This window comes from Streptomyces sp. NPDC048507, from assembly GCF_043199995.1.
In the GTDB taxonomy this organism is placed as follows: Bacteria; Actinomycetota; Actinomycetes; order Streptomycetales; family Streptomycetaceae; genus Streptomyces.
The window spans coordinates 780,497-800,392 of sequence record NZ_JBICWZ010000002.1 but is presented as its reverse complement, the minus strand read 5'-3'; the positions used below and the strand labels follow the sequence as shown (position 1 = coordinate 800,392).

The window sequence follows — 19,896 nt, the reverse complement described above, 5'->3', positions numbered from 1 at the left end:
CCCCAGTTCACCGCCGCTCACCCCCGTCCCGGGTCAGCAGGAACTGGTGGACGTCCAGGTAGCCGGAGGCGAACCCGGCCTCGCAGTAGGCGAGGTAGAAGGTCCACATCCGCCGGAACCGCTCGTCGAAGCCCAGCTCCGCCACCCGCCCCGTCCGCTCCTCGAAGCGCTCGCGCCACAGCCGGAGCGTCTGCGCGTAGTGCGCCCCGTAGCCCTCGCACCGCACCACCCGCAGTCCGCCGTGCGCCCGGGCCGTCTCCTCGACCGCCCGCACCGACGGGAGCATCCCGCCGGGGAAGATGTACTTCTGGATCCAGGTGTACGTGTCCTTCGTGGCCAGCATCCGCTCGTGCGGCATGGTGATCGCCTGGAGCGCCACCCGCCCGCCCGGCTCCAGCAGCCGGTCCAGCGTGCGGAAGTACACCGGCCAGTACTCGACGCCGACCGCCTCGATCATCTCGACGCTGACGATCGCGTCGTAGCCGCCGCGCGCCTCCCGGTAGTCGCAGAGCCGCACCTCCACCCGGTCCGCCAGGCCCGCCGCGGCGATTCGCTCGCGCGCCAGCTCCTGCTGCTCGCGCGAGAGCGTCAGGGTCACCACCCGGGCCCCGCGCGCGGCCGCCCGGATCGCCAGCTCTCCCCAGCCGGTGCCGATCTCCAGGAGCCGGACGTCCGGTCCCACTCCTGCCAGGTCCAGCAGCATGTCGATCTTGCGGTGCTGGGCCGCCGCGAGGTCCGAGGGCCGCGCGGGAAGGGCCCCGAACACCGCCGAGGAGTAGCTCATCGTCGGGTCCAGGAACTCGGCGAACAGCTCGTTGGACAGGTCGTAGTGCCGCTCGATGTTGCTGCGCGAACCGCTGCGGGTGTTGCGCTGCTCCCGGGGCTGCCGGGCCGCCCACAACCCCCGCAGCCGCTGGAGCGGGGCCGGCACCAGCGCCGCGACGTGCCCGGCCATGACGGTCAGCACCGCCACCGGATCGCGGGCGTCCCATTCCCCGGCGACGTACGACTCGCCGAAGCCGATCAGCCCCTCGGCGGCGATCCGGCGTTCGAAGGCGGCCGGATCGTGCACGGCCATCGCCGGGCCGCCCCGGCCCAGCACCCCGTCGGGCCCCATCCGGACCTGGAGCGGCAGCCGGTCCAGAGCCCGGCGGATGATCAGCCGGCCGACGGCCGCCCGCGTCCGGGAAACGGGCGGTACGGCCGGAAGCGTCGTCAGCGTCACTTCACACCCTCCTGGGGTACGTGGCACGGCCGTGGCTGCACGGGCACCCCGCGCAGCCACAGCCTTATGCCGTGGAAACGGATGCCCACCGTCACGGCGGCGGTGGACCAGGGATGGCGCAGGGCGGCGCGCAGCAGTCCGCGCGCGCCCCCGGGTCGGCGGCGGCCCCGTACGGTCGCGGTCAGCCGGGCCCCGTCGGCCCCGCCCGCCAGTTGGACCGTCAGGGCGAGCCGCTCGCCGGGCTCGGGCAGCCGCATCAGGTAGTCCCCGTCCACCTCCAGGAAGGGGGAGACGTGGAACTCCTTCGGGACGCGCCCCTCGTCGGCGCTCTCCGGGCCCAGGAGGTAGCAGTGGCGCTCCCCGTACGTGTTGTGCACCTCGGCGACGATCTGCCGCAGGGCCCCGTCCGGGCCGTGGCACCAGTACACCGAGAGCGGGTTGAAGACGTACCCGAACACCCGGGCGTGCGCCAGCATCAGCACCCGCGAACCGGCCGGCAGCGCCGCCCCGCGCGCCGCGAGGAAGCCGTCCAGGCCCGCCCGGATCGTGGGCAGGCCGCCGCCGAAGTGGTCCCGGGCATCGAACCGGGCCAGCGCCCGCAGCGGGGCCGGCAGCCGCGGCGGCGCGTCCAGGTCCACCAGCCACATGTACGTGCGGTGGCGCAGGGCGTACCGGTGGCCGCCGCCGCGCACGTGACGTATGTCGGCCTCGTACAGGACGCCGCCCGCGGCCGGCCCGGCCCCGCGCGCCCGGCCGGCCCTCACCAGACCACCCCCAGCGCGGCCGCCGCCGCCACGCCCGAACGGCAGCCGTCCTCGTGGAACCCCCAGCCGTGGTACGCCCCCGCGAAGGCCGTCACCGGTCCCGACAGCGCGGGCAGCCGCTGCTGCGCCGCCACCGACTCCGGCGTGTACAGCGGGTGTTCGTACACCATTTCGGCGAGCACCCGGTCCGGGCGCACCCGGCCCGCCGCCGCGTTCAGCGTCACCACGTACGCCTCCGGCCCCGACAGTCCCTGGAGCCGGTTCATGTCGTAGCTGACCTCCACCGGCGCCCCCGCCGGCCGGCAACCGGACAGCCGGTGGTTCCAGCAGCCCCGGGCCCCCGAGGCGCGCGGCAGCACCGAGGCGTCGGTGTGCAGCACCGTCCGGTTGCGGGAGTAGCGGAAGGCGCCGAGCACCGCGCGCTCGGTGTCGCTGGGGTCGGCCAGCAGCCCCAGCGCCTGGTCCGCGTGGACGGCGAGCACCACCGAGTCGTACGCCGCCGGGACCCCGTCGGCGGTGGTGATCCAGACCCCGCCCGCCGTGCGGGAGACCGACCGCACCCGGGCCCCGGAGCGGACCGCGCCCGCGCCCAGCGCGTCCCGGAGCCGCTCCACGTACCGCGCGGAACCGCCCTCCACGGTGCGCCAGCGCGGCGAGCCGCCCACCGTGAGCATGCCGTGGTGGTCGAGGAAGCGGAACAGGTACCGCGCCGGGTAGGACAGCGCGTCCCCCGGCGGGCAGGACCACACGGAGGCCACCAGCGGCACCGCGAAGTGCCCGGTGAAGTAGGGCCCGAAGCCGCCCCGCTCCAGGAACTCGCCCAGGGTCGGCTCGGGCGTCGTCGCGGGTCCGGCCAGCAGCCGCCGGGCCTGCCGGTGGAACTCCGGCACCCGCGCGAGCATCCGCAGGTAGGCGGGCCGCAGCGCGCACCGGGGCCGGGCGAACAGCCCGCGCGGCCCGCGCGCCCCCGCGTACTCCAGGCCGCAGCCCTCGCAGTGCACCGACAGGCTCATGGTGGTGGGCCGGGTGGCGACGCCCAGTTCGCCGAAGAGCCGCAGCAGGTGCGGGTACGTACGGTCGTTGTGCACGATGAAACCGGAATCGACGGCCCGGACCAGGCCGTCCGGCCCCTTCACCTCGTGGGTGTGGGCATGACCGCCCAGCCGGTCGTCGGCCTCGTACAGGGTCACCTCATGGCTGCGGGCCAGCACGTACGCCGCCGTCAGCCCCGAGACACCCCCGCCGACCACGGCCGTACGCGGTCGTCCTCGCTCGGTCATCTCGCTCCTTCCTTCGCCGCTCACCGTTACTTCGGAGCCGGAGGGGGTCTCGGATGTGTCGTGGGGCGAACCGGTCCGCGGAGCGGCATGGTGGATCCCGGGGGCCGGGCCGCCGCATCCGATCGCGGCGGCCCGCCCGAATCCCTTCCGGGGCCACGGAACGCCCCCGGGGCGGGGGAAACGACGAGCGGAGGACGCACATGCCCGGCCCGCAGACGCCCGACCCGCAAGAGCCCGACGCCCGGCAGCCCGGCCCGCAGGCGCCCGACCCGCGGCAGCCCGGCCCGCAGGCCCCCGGGACGAAGACGCCCGGGACGGGCGCGCCCGGCCGGCACTGCCTGGTCACCGGTGCCACCGGCTACATCGGCGGCCGCCTGGTGCCCGAGCTCCTCGACGCCGGACACCGCGTCCGCTGCCTGGCCCGCTCCCCGGAGCGACTGCGCGACCACCCCTGGGCCGGCCGCGCCGAGGTGGTGCGCGGCGACGTCACGGACCCGGCGTCCGTCGGGGCGGCCCTGGAGGGCATCGACGTCGCCTACTACCTCGTGCACGCCCTCGGCACCGGATCCGGCTTCGAGGACCGGGACCGCGCCGCCGCCCGGATCTTCGCCGAGCAGGCCCGCGCGGCCGGGGTCGGCCGGATCGTCTACCTCGGCGGACTGATCCCCCTCGACGTCCCGCGCGAGGCCCTCTCCCCGCACCTGCGCTCCCGCGCCGAGGTCGGGGAGATCCTCCTCGCCTCGGGGGTGCCCACCACCGTCCTGCGCGCCGCCGTCATCATCGGCTCCGGTTCCGCCTCCTTCGAGATGCTGCGCTACCTGACCGAACGACTGCCGGTGATGGTGACCCCCAGCTGGGTCGGCACCCGCATCCAGCCCATCGCCGTCCGGGACGTCCTGCGCTACCTCGTCGGCAGCGCCGGCATGCCGTCCGAGGTCAGCCGGTCCTTCGACATCGGCGGCCCGGACGTGGTCACGTACGAGGAGATGATGCGGCGCTACGCCTCCGTGGCGGAGCTGCCCAGGCGGCTCATCGTGCGGGTCCCCATGCTGACGCCGAGGCTCTCCAGCCACTGGATCGGCCTCGTCACGCCGGTGCCGCGCGCACTGGCCCGGCCGCTCGCGGAATCCCTGCGCCACGAGGTGGTCTGCGACGAGCACGACATCGCCGCCTACGTCCCCGACCCGCCGGGCTCCCCGATCGGCTTCGACCAGGCCCTCGCGCTGGCCCTGCAGCGGGTCCGGGACGCCAAGGTGACCACCCGCTGGTCCTCCGCCTCCCTGCCGGGCGCGCCCAGCGACCCGCTGCCCACCGACCCGGACTGGGCGGGCGGCAGCCTCTACGCCGACGAGCGGGAACTGGCCGTCGACGCCCCGGCCGCCGCGCTGTGGCGGGTCGTGGAGGGCATCGGCGGGGAGAACGGCTGGTACTCCTTCCCGCTGGCCTGGGCCGTACGGGGCTGGCTGGACCGGCTCGTCGGCGGCGTCGGCATCCGGCGCGGCCGCCGCGACGCCGCCCGGCTGCGCGTGGGCGACTCCCTGGACTTCTGGCGGGTGGAGGAGATCGAACCGGGCCGTCTGCTGCGCCTGCGCGCCGAGATGCGCCTCCCGGGCCTGGCCTGGCTGGAACTCCACGCCGACCCCTCCGACGACGGCTCCTCCGGCGACGGCCCCTCGGGCGGCGGCTCCTCCGGCGGCGGCTCCTTCGCGGGTACGGGCTCCGCCGCAGCCGCGCCCCCGGCCCCCGGCGGCACCGCTCCGGGCTCCAACGGCGCGGCCCCCCGCCCCGGCGGCGGGGCGGTGTACCGGCAGCGGGCGCTGTTCCACCCGCACGGACTGCTCGGCCACCTGTACTGGTGGAGCGTGTCCCCCTTCCACGCCGTCGTCTTCGGCGGCATGGCCCGCAACATCGCCGGCGCCGCCGAACGTGCCGCATCCGCAGCGGCCCCCACCGCCGAAGAACCCCGTGACAGCCGCCCCCCACACCTCTGACGCGGAGCCGAGAACCATGAACACCGCCGTGGTCCTGTACACCTCCGACCTGCGCGTGCACGACCATCCACCGCTCCGGGCCGCCCTGTCCTCCAGCGACCAGGTGGTGCCGCTCTTCGTCCGCGACCGCGTCATCCGGGACTCCGCCTTCGCCGCGCCCAACCGGCTGGCCTTCCTCGCCGACTGCCTCGCCGACCTGGACACCGCCCTGCGCGAGCGCGGCGGCCGCCTCGTGCTGCGCTCCGGGGACGTGGTCGCCGAGGTCTGCGCCCTCGTCCAGGAGGCCGACGCGGACGAGGTCCACATGGCCGCGGGCGTCAGCGGCTACGCCCACGCCCGCGAGGAACGGCTGCGCGAGGCCCTGGAGTCCCAGGGGCGCAGGCTCTACGTCCACGACACGACCATCACCGCGGTGGCTCCCGGTGCGGTCCTCCCCTCCGGTTCGGGCTCCGACCACTTCGCCGTCTTCACCCCCTACCTGCGCCGCTGGGCCGAGCTCCCGCCGCGGCCCGTCGAGGCCGCCCCCCGCGCGGTACGGGTCCCCGACTCCCTCGGCTCCGAGGAGCCGCCCCGCCGCTCGGCGGTCACCGGGGTCTCCCCGGGCCTGGCGCGCGGCGGCGAGGGCGAGGCCCGTCGTCTCCTCACGCGCTGGCTGCGCGCCGGGATCACCCGCTACGACGAGTCCCACGACGACCTGGCGGGCGACGCCACCTCCCGCCTCTCCCCGCACCTGCACTTCGGCACCCTCTCGCCCGTCGAGGCCGTCCACCGGGCCCGGACGGCCGGCGGTCCCGGCGCCGAGGCGTTCGTCCGGCAGCTGTGCTGGCGCGACTTCCACCACCAGGTCCTCGCCGCCCGCCCCGCCGTCGCGACCGAGGACTACCGCACCCGCCGGGACCACTGGCGCACCGGCCCCGAAGCCGAGGAGGAGGTCCGCGCCTGGAAGGAGGGCCGCACCGGCTACCCCGTCGTCGACGCGGCCATGCGCCAGCTGGCGCACGAGGGCTGGATGCACAACCGGGGCCGCCTGCTGGCCGCGAGCTTCCTCGCCAAGACCCTGTACGTCGACTGGCGCACCGGAGCCCGGCACTTCCTGGACCTCCTCGTCGACGGGGACGTGGCCAACAACCAGCTCAACTGGCAGTGGGTGGCCGGCACCGGCACCGACACCCGTCCCAACCGGGTCCTCAACCCCGTCCGCCAGGGGATGCGCTACGACCCGGAGGGCCGCTACGTGCACCGCTGGGTGCCCGAGCTGGCCGGTCTGCCGGCGCCCCGCGTCCACGAGCCCTGGCGGCTGTCCGGTCCGGAACGGGCCCGCTTCGACTACCCGGACCCCCTGGTCGACCTCGCCGACGGCCTCGGACGCTTCCGGCAGGGGCGGCCCGGCGCCGTATCGTGAGCCGGATGGACCCCGCGGCGGTGCCCCCCGAGCCCGCCCCGAGCACGGGCGGCGAGCCCGCCCTGAGCACGGGCGCCGTCGCCCGCCGCCTGGGGGTGTCGCCGACCACGCTGCGTTCCTGGGAGCGCCGCTACGCCATCGGCCCGGCCCGCCGCGAGGACGGCAGGCACCGCCGCTGGACCCCCGGGGACATCGCCCGGCTCGAGGAGATGTGCCGGCTGACCGCGCGGGGCGTGCCCCCGTCCGAGGCGGCGCGGGCCGCGCTCGGCGCAGCGACCGCCGCCCGCGCCGCGGACCGGGCGGCGGCCGTGACGCCGGGCGGCCCCGGCGCCCTCCCCCTCGGGGAGGTGCGGCCGGAAGCCAGGGGGCTCGCGCGGGCCGCCGTACGCCTGGACGCGCCGGCGGTGGCGCACCTGCTGGAGGCCGCCCTCGCGGAGTGCGGCGTGGTCACCGCGTGGGAGGAGGTCATCGCGCCGACCCTGCACGCGGTGGGCCGCAAATGGGCCTCGGCGGGGGAGCGGTACATCGAGGTGGAGCACCTGCTGTCCTGGCAGGTCTGCGCCGCCCTGCACCGCGTCCGGCCCGCGCCCGAGCGGCCGGACACGCCCCCGGTGCTGCTCGCCTGCGTGCCCGGGGAGCTGCACAGCCTGCCGATCGAGGCGCTGGCCGTGGCCCTCGGCGAACGCGGCCTGCCGGTACGGATGTTCGGCGCGGCCCTGCCCGCCGAGGCGCTGTGCGACGCGGTCCGGCGCACGGGCCCCCGGGCCGCCGTGCTCTGGTCGCAGTCCCGCGCCACCGCCGACCGGGCCCTGGTCCGGTCGGTGGCCGGCATCGAGTGGGGGCTGCGCGGCGCGCGCGGCCGCCCGGCGCTGCTGCTGGCCGGACCGGGCTGGGACGGCCGCAACCGGGAGCCGCGCACCGAGCGGCTCTTCGGGCTGCGGTCGGGCCTCGCCGTCATCGAGGCGCTGGCAGCGGGACCCGCCGCGGGGCCGGGGCCGGGGGCCCGCCCAGGGACTGCCGCAGGACGTGCAGCGCCCGCCGCATGTGGCTCTTGACGGTGCCCAGCGGGAGCCCGGTGCGGGCGGCGATCTGGCTCTGGCTGAGATCGGCGTAGAAGGCCAGCCACAGCACGCGCCGCTGCGCGGACGGCAGCCGGGCCAGCTCGCCCTTGATCAGCACCCGGTCCAGCACCTGCTCGGGCCCCGGCCACCCGGCCGCGCCGGACGTCCCCGGGTCCGGGCCGAACGCGTGCGGGCCGTCGAGGACGGCGGCGGCGGCCACCGTACGCGCCCGCCGGGACCGGGCCTCCAGGGCGTCGGCGACCTTGTGGCGGGTGATTCCGGTGAGCCAGGCGCCGAGCCCGCCCGGGCCGGGCCGGTAGCCGCCCCGGCCGCGCCAGGCGGCGAGGAAGACCAGCTGTGTCACGTCCTCGGCCTCCCGCTCGTCGCCCAGGGAGCGGCGGGCGAGCGTCAGCACCAGGGGCCGCCAGCGCCGGTAGACGGCCTCCACGGCGCCCTCGTCCCCTGCGGCGAACCCGGCGCAGAGGGCGGTGTCCCGATCGGTCGTGCGGGGGGCCTCGTCCATGTCACGAGCCTCGCCACGGACGGGACCGGAACCAAGTTGCAGCGTTTTCGCAGCGAATCGACGCGGCCCCCCGGGGACGGGCCGCCCCGGCCGTTCCCTAGCGGCTGTGCAGCCTCGGCAGCAGGGCCCGGTGCACCACCGTCACCGCCGCCACGACCACCGCGGCCGGCAGCAACAGCTCGCCCACCGTCCATCCGGCCCGCACCAGCAGGGCCCCGGCCAGCCCGCCCGTGAACATGGCCAGCACGGCCAGGGCCCGCCGCGCCCAGCCCGCCGCCCCGCTCCCGTACCCGAAGGCGCTGTCCCGGCCGAGGACGGAGCCGGCCACCAGCCCCGTCATGGACCGGGTGACCAGCGTGGTCGGCACCCCGGGCAGGTCGACCCGCATGCTCGTCACGTTCCGGATGCCCATCGCCACCGACAGCAGAGCGGCCTCCAGCAGGTGCGGGGCCCCCGGCCCGCCGAACCTCGGGGCCACCCCCCATCCGCTGACGGCCGCGGCCACGATCAGCGCCGTCTCCGCGTAGAGGCCCACGCACATCCAGCGCCAGCCCCGCAGCTCCGCGGCCGCCTCCAGCCGCGCCCCGCACACCGCCCCCAGGACGAAGGCCGCCAGCGACACGGCGGCCGGCAGGGTGGGCAGGCCGCCCTCGTGGGCCGCCCCGAAGGCCAGGAACAGCACGTTGCCGGTCTGCATCGCGGTGAACACCGGCCCGAGGGCGAGCAGGCTCACCGCCTCGATCAGGCCGGTGACCGCGGTGAGGGCGAGCAGCAGACCCGCCAGGGTGGGCCGCAGCGCCCCGGCCCCCCTCCGGCGCGTGTTCACGTCCATGACGCCCGACCCTGGCACGCGCCCCGGCCGGGGCGACGGCGACATGCGGGAGGGCGGGGGGAGTTCGCGGACATGCCCTAGGGTCCGGAGCATGAGTGATCTGCTACTGGTGAGGCACGGCGAGACCGCCTGGAGCGCGGACGGGCGGCACACGGGCCTGACCGACGTGCCGCTGACCGCGCGCGGGGTCGAGGAGGCCATCTCCCTGGCGCCCTTCTTCCGCGACGAGCGCCCCGCCCTGGTGCTGACCAGCCCGCTCAGCCGGGCCGTCGCCACCGCACAGCTCGCCGGGCTCTCCGACGGTGTCCCCGACCCCGACCTGCACGAATGGGACTACGGCGGCTACGAGGGCATCACGACCGCCGAGATCCAGCGGACGGTGCCGCAGTGGTCGCTGTGGACCGACGGGGTGCCGCCCGGCGACGCCCACCACCCCGGCGAGCGGGCCGCCCAGGTCGGCGTCCGCGCGGACCGGGTCCTGGCCCGGGCCGGACAGGTGCTCCGCGCGGACCGGGGCGACGTGGTGCTCGTCGCGCACGGCCACTTCCTGCGCGTGCTGACCGCCCGTTACCTCGGCCTGCCCCCCGAGGACGGCCGGCTCTTCCTGCTGCGCACCGGCACGGTCAGCGTGCTGTCCACGGAGCACGGACTTCCGGTCGTGGCCGGCTGGAACACCCGCCCCTGAATCCGGCCTCCGGGCCGCCCGTGGCCCGCCCGGCCCGCCCGCCTCGCGCGCGCGGGCCGGGTGCGTGACGATGCGTACATGGACGACGGCGACCGCGGCGCACCGGGCAGCACGATGCCGGGAGCCGCCCCCGAGGCGAGCCTGAAGGCCAACGCCATCGGGTTCCTCGACGCCCTGGTGATCGGCCTGAACTCCACCTCGCCGGCCTACTCCCTGGCCGCCGTGATCGGCCCGATCGTGGCCCTCGCCGGGATCTACGCGCCGGGCGTGATGCTGGCGTCCTTCGTCCCGATGCTGCTGATCGCCGCCGCCTTCTACTACCTCAACAAGGTCGACCAGGACTGCGGCACCACCTTCTCCTGGGTGACGCGCGCCATGGGCCCCTGGGCGGGCTGGCTCGGCGGCTGGGCCATCACCATGACCGGCGTCCTCGTCATCGGCTCCCTCGCGGACGTGGCCGTCCACTTCGGCCTGCTCGCCGCGGGCCTCGACGGCTGGGCCGCCAACGAGCTGGTCCGGCAGGGGCTGACCGTCGTGGTGATCCTCGCGATGACCGCCGTCTGCGTCATCGGCACCGAGATGTCGGCCCGCCTCCAGGACGTCCTCATCCTGGCCCAGGTGTTCTTCCTGCTGGTCTTCGCGGTGGTCGCCATCTACCGCGTCTACGCCGGCACCAGCACCCTGGACGGCACCCCGCCCTCCTTCTCCTGGCTCAATCCCTTCGGCGCGGGCGGCAGCGCGCTCACCGGCGGCCTGCTGCTCGGCGTGTTCATCTACTGGGGCTGGGAATCCGCCGTGAACCTCACCGAGGAGGTCGAGGACTCCGCCACCGCCCCCGGCAAGGCCGGCATCTGGTCGACCATCGTGCTGCTGGTGACCTACCTGTCCGTCGGCTACGCCGTCGTCGCCTACGCCGGGACGAAGTTCCTCGCGGAGAACGCCGGCGAGGAGGAGGCCGTCTTCGCGACGCTCGCCCACGAGGTGATGGGCGGATGGGACTGGATGGTGCTGCTCGCCGTCTGCACCTCCGCCCTCGCCTCCACCCAGACGACGATCATCCCCGCTTCCCGCACCGCCCTGTCGATGGCCCGCCGCCACGCGCTCCCGCCCCACCTGGCCCACATCCACCCGCGCTTCCGCACCCCGGACGTCAGCACCTGGTGGGTCGCCGCCATCGCCATCGGCTGGTACCTCGTCGTGAACCAGATCAGCGAGAACGCCCTGCTCGACTCCCTCACGGCGCTCTCCCTGCTCATCGCCTTCTACTACGCGCTCACCGGTGTGGCCTGCGCGGTGTACTACCGCCGCCACCTCCTGCAGAACGCGCACAACTTCCTCCTCATCGGCCTCGGCCCGCTGGTCGGCGCGGGCCTGCTGGCCTGGCTGCTGGTGGAGTCCGTGAGCGACATGTCCGACCCCGGGAACTCCGCCGGCGGAGTGTCCTGGTTCGGTCTCGGGCCGCCCCTGGTCATCGGCATCGGGATCGCCGTGGCCGGCGTCCTGCTGATGTGCTTCTGGCGGGTCCGCGACGGCAGGTTCTGGCAGGAGCGCCGGGGCGTGGTCGACCCGGCCCTCGTCCCCGGCGCGAAGTCCTGAGGAGGCCGGATGTCCGTGGTCCTGGGGTACGACGAGTCGCCCGGCGCGGAACGCGCCCTGCGGGTGGCGCTGGAGGTGGCCACCGCCTTCGGGGAGCCGCTCGTCCTCGTCTACGGCGCGGCCGCGCCCGGACCCACCGGGGAGGAGTACCGCGCCCACCGCGAGGCCGTCCTCCAGGCGGGCCGCAGCGCCCTGGCGCGGGCCGTCGAGGCCGCCGACGAGGCCGGGGTCCCGTCCACCGTCGAAGTGGTCGACGACCGGCCGGCCCAGGCGCTGCTGAACGCGGCCGAACGACACGACGCCCGGGTCATCATCGTGGGCAGCTGGGGCGACAGCCCGATCCGCGGCGCCCTCCTCGGCTCCACCCCGCACAAGCTCCTGCACCTCTCACCCGTGCCGGTGCTCTGCGTCCCGACCGCCGACGGGCCGTAGGAGCGGGCGTCCGGCCTACGCCGGGTCCGGCGCGAAGACCCGCGACAGGTACGCGCTCAGGCCGGCGGCCGTCGGCGGGGTCAGCCGGGCACCGAGGTAGCCGTCCGGGCGGACCACGAAGGCGGTCGGCTCCCGCACCCCGTAGACGCGGGCGAAGTCGCCCCGCCCGTCGAGGAACACCGGCATCGGGGCCCAGGCGGGCGCGGTCCCGCCCTCGGTGAGGACCGCGTACGCCGTGAGCCGTCCCGCGGGCAACCCGCCGGCCAGTGCGGCGAGTCCGGGGACGCAGGGGGTGTCCGCGCTCGGGGCGCAGACCAGCAGCACGTGCTCGCTGCCGCGCAGCAGCTCGTGCAGCCGCAGGGGGTGGGCCGCGATCGGTCCGGACAGCCCCCCGCAGTCGGGCGCGCGCTCGCCCGGGCCCGGGCCCGGGCCCGGGGAGGCGCCGTCCGGGCCGCCCCGCAGCACGATGGGGCTGTCGGGGTAGCCGAGGAGGAGCTGCGCCTCGCGCAGGAGCAGGGTCGCGCCGTCCTCGGGATCGGCCTGCACGCCCTCGGCGGCGTGCCGCACCGTCCGCCCGACGACCTCCTCGCCGACCGGCCGGCGCTCCGCGTCGTAGCTGTCGAGCAGACCGGGGGAGGCGTCCCCGGCCACGGCCAGGGCCAGCTTCCAGGCCAGGTTCCAGGCGTCCTGGATCCCGGTGTTCATGCCCTGCGCGCCGGTCGGCGGGTGGATGTGCGCGGCGTCTCCGGCGACGAAGACACGACCCTGCCCGTACCGGTCGACGATCCGGTGGCTGATCCGGAAGACGGAGGACCAGCGCAGCCCGGAAGCCGTCACCGGCCGGGGCGACAGCCGGTCCAGGACCGCCTGGACGTGGGGGAGGCCGGGGCGCGGGCCGCCCTCCAGCCCGTGCGCGACCCCGTCCGGGGCGGCCTGCGGGGACGACAGCTCCGGCGGCACCAGCATCGACGCCCGGTAGCGGCCCGCCCCGGGCAGCGGGATGCACACGAGCACGTCGTCGATCCGGCCGGCGGCGTCGTGGTGCATCGACCGGACGGTGTACCCGTAGGGCAGGTCCCAGTCGAGCACCACGTCCGCCAGCATGTACTCGTCGGCGAACGCCCCGCCCTCGAAGGTGAGTCCCAGCCCCTTGCGGACCAGGCTGTGCGCCCCGTCGCAGCCCACCAGGTAGCGGGTGCGCACCTCCTCCACGCCGTCCGGGCCGGCCAGCCGGCAGGTCACGCCGTCGGCGTCCTGGACGAACGAGACCAGCTCGGTGCCCCGTTCGACGCCCGTCCCGAAGCGGGCCAGGAACTCCTCCAGGATCCGCTCGGTCTCGTACTGCGGCAGCGCCGCGAACCCGTACGGGATACCGGGCGGCACCCGCATCTCCAGCCGGCCGCTCTCCACGCCGTCGGCGTAGGCCAGCTGCCCGTACAGCGGGACGGCCGCGTCCAGCGCGGCCCGTACGAGGCCCATCCGGTCCCACAGTTCCAGGGTCCGCGGCTGGACGCCCACGGCCTTCGCGTACGGCAGCCGCCGCGGCAGCCGGTCCACGATCCGGCAGCCGGTCCCGCGCCGACGCAGCTCCACCGCCGCGGTCAGCCCCACCGGACCCGCTCCGACGATCAGTACGTCCACCGGTTCGTCGCGCATTCCTCCATCGTCACCGCCCGGCCGCCGCCCGGCGACCGGGCGGACGGCGGGAGCGGCTCAGGTCTGGTCGTCCAGCCCGATGGCCTCCTCCAGCGCGCGGGCCGCCCGGCCCGGTTCACCGCGCTGCGATTCCAGCAGGGCGGCGGCGATGGCGTCGAGCTTGCGCTGGATCGCGTGCTCGGCGCGCCGCTCGGCGTTCTTCAGCAGGGCCAGCAGCAGGAGGGAGACCGCCCCCATGGCGTCGCCCACGAGGTGCTGCCACTCCATGGACAGCCCGGCCACGTGGACCGTCACGAAGGCGGCCACCAGCAGCACGCACAGGCCGGAGAAGAGCGCCGAGCTGGTGAAGTTGGAGGCGAGCTCGGCGAGCTTGCCGAACCGGCCGATCCGGCCGTCCCCGTGCCTCTCGGCGGGATGTTCGAGGCTCATGGCGATCAGCCCGTCAGTCGGATGGGCTCGGGGACCGAGGGACGCTCCGACGGCGGCTCCGGCGACGGCGGGGAGGGCCTCGCCGGGTCGGAGCGCGGGTCACGCGGCTTCGGCCGGGGCCGCGGCCGCGCGGGCTCCGGATCACGTGGCACCGGCCCGGGGGACGGGGGAACGGGCCCCGGCCCCCCGGGTTCCGGCTCCGCCCGCGTCGCCGGAGCGGTGCCCGGCGCGGTCCTGCGCTCCATGTGCGTCACCTCGCTGTACGTGGTCCCGTCCGGCGGCGGCGCCGCGCGCCACCGTGCCGAGGGGGCGTGCGGCCGCTTCCGCACCCCCGGCGCCTGCCCTCGGTCACGCGCCTCATGCGGGGGCGGGTTGCCCGCGGCCCCGGCCGGGTAGCCGCTGCAGGGGGCGGCGGACCGCGCGGGCGACGGACCGCGCGCAGGCCCCGTGAGCGAAGGAGAGGCCCCGTGAGCGCGCTGGATCCCTTCACCGACGGGCTCGACGTGCCGATGTACGTGGTCACGGCCGAATCGGGCGGCGCCCGGGCCGGCTGTCTGGTCGGCTTCGCCTCGCAGTGCTCCATCGACCCGCCCCGCTTCTTCGTCTGGCTGTCCACCGCCAACCACACGTACCGGGTCGCGCGCGGGGCGGCGTACCTCACCGTGCACGCGCTCGAACGCGACCAGCGGGACCTCGCGGAGCTCTTCGGCGGGCGGACGGGCGACCGGACCGACAAGTTCGCCCTGACCGGCTGGCGGCCCGGGTACGCGGGCAGCCCGGTCCTGACGCCGGCCCGCACCTGGTTCACCGGCCGTGTCGAGCGCAGCGTCGAGGGCGGGGACCACGTGGGCTTCCTGCTGACCCCCGTCGAGACCTGTCCGCGCCGGGCGGGGCCGCCGCCCGAGATGCTGCGGCTGAGCGACGTCCGGGACCTGGAGCCGGGACATCCCGCCTGAGGGCCGCCGGGCGGGGCCGGCCCGTGCCATCCTCGAACCATGGACAGCGACCCCCGGTCCGCCGGCGAGGGCGCGGCACCCGAGGTGCTCGCGCTGGCCAAGGTCGTGGCCCGGCTGCGGCAGGAGATCGAGGACCTGGAGGGGGTCGCCGCGACCACGGCCGTCGTGGAGCGGGCCAAGGGCGTGCTCATGGCCCGGCTGGGGCTCGGCGCCGACGCCGCCTACGAACGGCTCGTCCAACACGCCGCCGGGCGCGGGCGCAGCCTCCTGGAGCAGTGCTGGATCATCCTGGGCGGGGTCTCCCCGGGCGGCCGCCCGCCGGAATCCCCGCTCGCCCCCTCCGCCCCGCCCGTCCCCTCCGCCCCGGCCGCGCCGGCGGGGCGTCGGCGGGCGGAGCCCGACGCGGGCCCGGCGCCGGCCGGCTCCCCGGCCGGCGCCAACGGCCCCGCCGCCGGACACCCCCGGATCCTGGCCCGGCTGGCCGAAGGGCTGTCCGCCGCGGGCTCCGGGGACGACCTCGCCGAGCTGCTGAGGTCGGGACTGGACGGCGGCGGCACGGGCGTGGACGGCGTCATGGTCTACGCCCGCGCCCCCGGCGGCAGCCTGGAACTGACCGGCCACGCCGGGGTGGGCGGGGTGGTCGCCAACCAGTGGCGCCACGTCCCGCCGCTCAGCGGCATCGCCGCGCTGGAGGCCATCGCCACCTGCGGACCCCTCTGGCTGGAGGACCCGGAGCGCGACGCCCGCCGTTACCTGATGATCGGGGACCCGCCGGAGCGCTGGCCCTCCCGCGCCTGGCTGCCCGTGCCGGGCGACGGGCCCCCGAGGGCCGTCGTCGGCTTCCTGCGGAGCGTGCCGGGCGCCTTCGACGCGCCCACCCGCGACCTGCTGCGGCGCGCCGTGCGGCTCTGCGCCGCACCCCTCGGCGCGCTGGACGGCCGCGCCCCCGCGGTCGGGGGCACCGGCGGCGCCGACGACGGGGGCCGCGCCGGGGCCGACGCCGTCCAGCACGTCCTCGACGCCCTGTCCGGGCCCGCCATCGTGCTCACCCCGCTGCGCTCGGCGGCGGGCGAGGTCGAGGACTACCGGATCGACGCGGCGGCCCCCGAATCCGTCGACGTGGCGGGGCGGCGCGGCACCGAACTCGTGGGTCGGCGGGTCCTGGAGACCTACCCCACGGTGGCGGGCACGGCCCTGTGGGACGGCTACCTGGCCGCGCTGCGGACCGGGAGGACGTACGAGGGCGAACCCTTCACCTACGAGGAGGTGGTCGCCGGGGTCCAGCGCCGGTCCGTGTACTCCGTACGGGCGACCCCGCTCGGGGAGCGCCTGGTCGTGTCCTGGATCCGCCACGACGTCAGCGAGCGCGAGGTCCGTCGGCTGGCCGACATGCAGCGGCTGGGCAACCTCGGCTGGGCGGGCTGGAACCTGGTGGCGGACACCGCCGTCTGGTCCGACCAGCTGTACGCCATCTTCGGCCGCGACCCGGCCCTCGGGCCCGTCCGGCTGGACGAACTGCCCCGGTACCTGGTGGCCGCCGACCTGCCGAGGATGAGCGCGGCCGTGGCACGCCTGCTCGGCGGGGGCGAGCCCGTCGACGAGGCCTTCCGCGTGACCACCCCCCTGGGCGTGCGCCACGTACGGATCGTCGCCGAGACCCAGACCGACGCCGACGGCGCCCCCGTCGAGGTGCACGGTCTCCTCCAGGACGTCACCGCGCTGCAGAACGCCGAGGTCGCCCTGCGCGAGAGCGAGCGCGACGTGCTGATCCAGCGCGGCATGCTCAAGGCCGAACGGCTGCTCGCCGCCCGGCTCCAGGACACGCTGCTGCCGATCCCGCAGCAGTCGCTGGAGCTGGCGGGACTGCGGGTGGACGTCGCCTACGTACCCGCCGACAGCGGCATCAACGTCGGCGGCGACTGGTACAGCGCCATCGGACTCCCCGACGGGGGCGCCCTCTTCGTCGTCGGGGACGTCGCCGGGCACGGTCTGCCCGCCGTCGGCACCATGGCGCAGCTGCGGTTCACCACCAAGGGCATGACCATCACCGGCTCGGCACTGCCCGACGTCCTGGGCCGCCTCAACGCGCTGCTCATGCACACCGCCACCGACCCGGCCGGGAGCGCCACCGCCACCATGGTGATGGGCCGCTACCGGCCCGCGGACCGGCGCCTGACCTGGGTCCGGGCGGGCCATCTGCCGCCCCTGCTGATCCGCGGCGACGAGGCGGTCTTCCTGCCGCAGCCGGCCGGCCCCCTGCTCGGCGCCGCCTTCCGGGCCGCGTACGGGCAGAGCACGGTCGACCTGCTGCCCGGCGACCACCTGCTGCTCTACACCGACGGCCTCGTGGAGGAGCCGGGGGAGGACATCGAGGCCGGGCTGGACCGGCTCGCGACGACCGCCCTGCGGCTCCTGCGCGAGGGGCGCCACCAGACGCTCGCCCGCACCCTGGCCGCGCTGCGCCGGGGCCACCGCGACGACATCTGCGTCCTGGACCTGCACGTCCCGGACGACGCCTGAGGCCCCCCGGCCCCTCTCCCGGCGCGCCGGACACACGGGTGGTCCCGGACCGGGAACTGCGGAGTCCGGGACCACCACGGGGGCCGTCGCGGCCCGTGCCGCCGGCCGGCTAGGCGGCCTCGGGCCTCAGCTCCTTCTCGGCATGGGCCTGCACCGCCGAGCGGAAGGCCCCCATGCAGTGGGTGCAGTACCGTTCCGCGGTCGCCTCGCCGGTCTCGGTAGGGGTGCTGACCGGGGGCGGCGCGTGGCGGCCGCAGAGAGTTCCGGAAGCGGGCTCCTTGGCGAGGACGTGCCACAGGAGTTCACCCCTGCCGTCCGGGGATTCAGCGCGCATTTCGTACATGTGGACGCCTTTCCGCGCTTGCGTGGGTGGGGCGGGGAACCGCCCGCTGTCCCATGAGAGCCCGCTATCGGCCAGACGGCCACCGGGCTTCGGCCGACCGGGCGAATCCGCCGCGCCACAGGTTTGGGGACCGGCCCACGGGCAGCGCGCCGGCCCGGCTCGCGGGTCCGGCCGGGGCGCCGTGGCGACGGGCCGTCAGACGGCGACTCCGGCCGGCAGGAGGTCCTCCGGCGGGGGCGTCGCCGGGAGTGCGGTGAGGCGCAGCCGTGCGGCGTGGAGGGCTTCGTGGGCCGTGGGGCGCCCCAGCAGGACGCACAGCGTGTACGCGGCGTCGTCCATCGCCCGGCGGGCCCGCGCCTCCCCCGGCGCCGCCCGCAGCCGGGCCCGGCACGCCCGGAACCGGCGGAGGGCCTTTTCGGTCCGGGCCAGGCTCGGCACCAGCGGCCGGGCCGGTACGACCAGGGCCTGGGCCGGACCCGCCGTCCGGGCCGCCACGACCGCCCGCCGCAGGGCCCGTTCCACGGCCCTCGGCAGTCCCTTGCCGCGCGGGCCGGCGGCCGCCAGGGCCGCGGCCAGCTCCTCGGCGGTGACGTGTGCGGCGGCGGCCGCGGCAGCCAGGATCCGGTGCGCGTCCCGCTCCGGACAAGGGGTCATCACCATCACCACCCCCACCGCCCACTCGGCCGCGCACGGGGCGGAGGCTTCGCCTCCACCGGTCTGAGGAATGCGAGGAGTCGCCACCGGATGATCCCTTCAACCCAAGGTCGAGCGTGCCGATGTCCGCACGTATGAAAGGTATTCCCGCCTCGAAACGCCCGGTCCCCGCCGGGCGTCCGGGCTCGTGCCGCCCGCCCCGCTGCGTCCGATCGGGCGGGGCCTGCCGAGCCTCACGGCCGCCGCGTTCCGCCGGGGCTACGGTGGCCGGGTTCCGTCCGCCGGGCGGCAGAGGAGACGTGCACGCCGTGTCGACATCCAGCCACGCACTCGCGGGCGCACCCTGCTGGGTCAGCCTGATGACCCGGGACCTGCCCTCGGCGCAGCGGTTCTACGCCGCGGTGATGGGGTGGGAGTTCCGCGACACCGGCGACGGCCTGTCGGTGGCCTTCCTGGACGGCGCGCCCGTCGCGGGCATCGGCGCCCCGGCCGCCCCCTCCCCGGGCCTGCCCGTGGTCTGGACCCCGTACTTCGCCGTCGACGACGCGGACGTGGCCGCCGCCCGGGTCCGTGAACGCGGCGCCACCGTGGCCGTCGGACCCCTGCCCTTCGGGACGGGCCGGGCCGCCCTCGCGGCCGACCCCGACGGCGCGGTCTTCGGGTTCTGGGAGGGCGGGGTCATCCCCGACTGGAGCCTGGCGGGCGACGGCGCCCCCGCGTGGCTGGAACTGCGCACCCGCGACGCCTTCGCGGCGGCCATCTTCTACGGCCAGGTCCTCGGCTGGGCCGACGGCAGCCCCGACTGCTGCAACGTCTCCTACGAGCACGACCGGGTCGTCCTGCGCCACGGCCGGGACACCGTGGCCCGGATCAGCGGCGGCGCGGTGGAGGCGGACCCGGACCCGAACGTCCGGCCCCGCTGGCACACCCACTTCCACGTGCCCGACCTGGAGGCGGCCGCCGACCGGGCGACCGCGCTCGGCGGGACCATCGCGTCACCGGTCCACACCACCCCGGCCAGCCGCTCCCTGACCCTGCGCGACCCCGACGGCGCGCTCTTCACCGCCGTCGCGCCCAACGCCCCCTGACGCCGGAGCGGGGCCCACGTCCGCCGGCGTCGGCCCGCGCCGCACCGGCATCTGCCCGCGCCGCACCGGCGTCGGCCCACGTCATGTCGGGGTGCGGCCCCCGTCGCAGCCCCTATGGCCAGAGCCGCACCCCGTGTGCTGCACGTACCCGCCCGGTGCGCGTCCACGCGCCCGGCGGACCCCCGTCGGAGCGGACTGGTCCGCTGGCGGATTCCCGGTCGAATCCGGCCGCCCCGGGCTGTGCCAATGGCCCAGTGCCGGGCCCCGCGGTTGAGCCAGTGGGCCTTCGGATGGTTATCTGTGTCCTATCCATGTACTTACGGCGCCACGCAGCGCCGGACGGCAACGAGGCCGCTCCGGAGCGTGGCGCCTTCGCCGTGCCCCCACACCGCCCACCACCCCCGGGCGGGAGGCGGACCGGCGTGCGCCATCGCGAGGGGGGCGGCACACCGCCGTGAA

The 19,896-nt window shown here is 76.3% G+C and carries 18 protein-coding genes; 9 read left to right on the top strand and 9 right to left on the bottom strand.

Annotated elements, in window-relative coordinates; translation table 11 throughout:
- Positions 1–7: 7 nt before the first annotated feature.
- From ACGFXC_RS08670 to ACGFXC_RS08660, 3 genes are read right to left on the bottom strand one after another with little or no spacing between them, the layout of a single operon-like run.
- The gene (locus ACGFXC_RS08670; RefSeq protein ID WP_393710826.1) at positions 8–1,252 is read right to left on the bottom strand and encodes a class I SAM-dependent methyltransferase; all 1,245 of its coding nucleotides are present in this window, start codon (positions 1,250–1,252) and stop codon (positions 8–10) included.
- A complete protein-coding gene (locus ACGFXC_RS08665; protein WP_393710824.1) occupies positions 1,222–1,989 on the bottom strand; it encodes a DUF1365 domain-containing protein in 768 nt (255 codons plus the stop codon). The genes ACGFXC_RS08670 and ACGFXC_RS08665 overlap by 31 nt, the downstream gene beginning before the upstream one ends.
- Complete coding sequence (locus tag ACGFXC_RS08660) at positions 1,986–3,269, bottom strand: NAD(P)/FAD-dependent oxidoreductase (protein ID WP_393710822.1); 1,284 nt, start codon at positions 3,267–3,269, stop codon at positions 1,986–1,988. The genes ACGFXC_RS08665 and ACGFXC_RS08660 overlap by 4 nt, the downstream gene beginning before the upstream one ends.
- 200 nt (positions 3,270–3,469) lie before the next feature.
- Between ACGFXC_RS08660 and ACGFXC_RS08655 the strand changes: the two genes are divergently transcribed.
- Genes ACGFXC_RS08655 through ACGFXC_RS08645 form a run of 3 tightly spaced genes read left to right on the top strand, consistent with a single transcriptional unit; the run spans position 3,470 to position 7,717 of the window.
- The gene (locus ACGFXC_RS08655) at positions 3,470–5,260 is read left to right on the top strand and encodes an SDR family oxidoreductase (protein ID WP_393710820.1); all 1,791 of its coding nucleotides are present in this window, start codon (positions 3,470–3,472) and stop codon (positions 5,258–5,260) included.
- Between the two features lie 16 nt (positions 5,261–5,276).
- The gene (locus ACGFXC_RS08650; protein WP_393710819.1) at positions 5,277–6,662 is read left to right on the top strand and encodes a cryptochrome/photolyase family protein; all 1,386 of its coding nucleotides are present in this window, start codon (positions 5,277–5,279) and stop codon (positions 6,660–6,662) included.
- A 5-nt stretch (positions 6,663–6,667) separates the two neighbouring features.
- Entirely contained in the window at positions 6,668–7,717 is a 1,050-nt protein-coding gene (locus ACGFXC_RS08645) for a MerR family transcriptional regulator (protein WP_393710817.1), read from the top strand.
- On the opposite strand, the gene ACGFXC_RS08640 is transcribed toward ACGFXC_RS08645, so the two are convergent.
- Positions 7,617–8,246, bottom strand: a complete 630-nt coding sequence (locus ACGFXC_RS08640; RefSeq protein ID WP_393710815.1) for an RNA polymerase sigma factor — start codon at positions 8,244–8,246, stop codon at positions 7,617–7,619. The genes ACGFXC_RS08645 and ACGFXC_RS08640 overlap by 101 nt on opposite strands.
- Positions 8,247–8,343: 97 nt before the next feature.
- A complete protein-coding gene (locus ACGFXC_RS08635) occupies positions 8,344–9,078 on the bottom strand; it encodes a YoaK family protein (RefSeq protein ID WP_393710813.1) in 735 nt (244 codons plus the stop codon).
- Between the two features lie 91 nt (positions 9,079–9,169).
- Here ACGFXC_RS08635 and ACGFXC_RS08630 point away from each other — a divergent pair, with 91 nt between their 5' ends.
- From ACGFXC_RS08630 to ACGFXC_RS08620, 3 genes are all read left to right on the top strand, one after another.
- Positions 9,170–9,763: a histidine phosphatase family protein gene (locus tag ACGFXC_RS08630; RefSeq protein WP_393710811.1), complete on the top strand. Its 594-nt coding sequence runs from the start codon at positions 9,170–9,172 to the stop codon at positions 9,761–9,763.
- Positions 9,764–9,877: 114 nt separating this feature from the next.
- Positions 9,878–11,359, top strand: coding sequence for an APC family permease (locus ACGFXC_RS08625; RefSeq protein ID WP_393710950.1), 1,482 nt, complete (start codon positions 9,878–9,880; stop codon positions 11,357–11,359).
- Between the two features lie 9 nt (positions 11,360–11,368).
- On the top strand, positions 11,369–11,791 hold the full coding sequence (locus ACGFXC_RS08620; RefSeq protein WP_393710810.1) for a universal stress protein: 423 nt from the start codon (positions 11,369–11,371) through the stop codon (positions 11,789–11,791).
- A 15-nt stretch (positions 11,792–11,806) separates the two neighbouring features.
- Here ACGFXC_RS08620 and ACGFXC_RS08615 read toward each other — a convergent pair whose 3' ends face one another.
- The gene (locus ACGFXC_RS08615; RefSeq protein ID WP_393710808.1) at positions 11,807–13,447 is read right to left on the bottom strand and encodes an FAD-dependent monooxygenase; all 1,641 of its coding nucleotides are present in this window, start codon (positions 13,445–13,447) and stop codon (positions 11,807–11,809) included.
- 57 nt (positions 13,448–13,504) lie between these two features.
- On the bottom strand, positions 13,505–13,876 hold the full coding sequence (locus tag ACGFXC_RS08610) for a hypothetical protein (protein WP_393710806.1): 372 nt from the start codon (positions 13,874–13,876) through the stop codon (positions 13,505–13,507).
- Between the two features lie 467 nt (positions 13,877–14,343).
- Here ACGFXC_RS08610 and ACGFXC_RS08605 point away from each other — a divergent pair, with 467 nt between their 5' ends.
- Together ACGFXC_RS08605 and ACGFXC_RS08600 are read left to right on the top strand one after the other, a co-directional pair.
- On the top strand, positions 14,344–14,832 hold the full coding sequence (locus ACGFXC_RS08605; RefSeq protein ID WP_393710804.1) for a flavin reductase family protein: 489 nt from the start codon (positions 14,344–14,346) through the stop codon (positions 14,830–14,832).
- A 39-nt stretch (positions 14,833–14,871) separates the two neighbouring features.
- Complete coding sequence (locus tag ACGFXC_RS08600; RefSeq protein ID WP_393710803.1) at positions 14,872–17,352, top strand: SpoIIE family protein phosphatase; 2,481 nt, start codon at positions 14,872–14,874, stop codon at positions 17,350–17,352.
- A 109-nt stretch (positions 17,353–17,461) separates the two neighbouring features.
- On the opposite strand, the gene ACGFXC_RS08595 is transcribed toward ACGFXC_RS08600, so the two are convergent.
- Together ACGFXC_RS08595 and ACGFXC_RS08590 are read right to left on the bottom strand one after the other, a co-directional pair.
- Entirely contained in the window at positions 17,462–17,686 is a 225-nt protein-coding gene (locus tag ACGFXC_RS08595) for a hypothetical protein (RefSeq protein WP_393710802.1), read from the bottom strand.
- A gap of 204 nt (positions 17,687–17,890) precedes the next feature.
- On the bottom strand, positions 17,891–18,355 hold the full coding sequence (locus tag ACGFXC_RS08590; RefSeq protein ID WP_393710800.1) for a DUF5133 domain-containing protein: 465 nt from the start codon (positions 18,353–18,355) through the stop codon (positions 17,891–17,893).
- A gap of 353 nt (positions 18,356–18,708) precedes the next feature.
- Between ACGFXC_RS08590 and ACGFXC_RS08585 the strand changes: the two genes are divergently transcribed.
- A complete protein-coding gene (locus ACGFXC_RS08585; protein WP_393710949.1) occupies positions 18,709–19,437 on the top strand; it encodes a VOC family protein in 729 nt (242 codons plus the stop codon).
- The last annotated feature ends 459 nt before the right edge of the window (positions 19,438–19,896 follow it).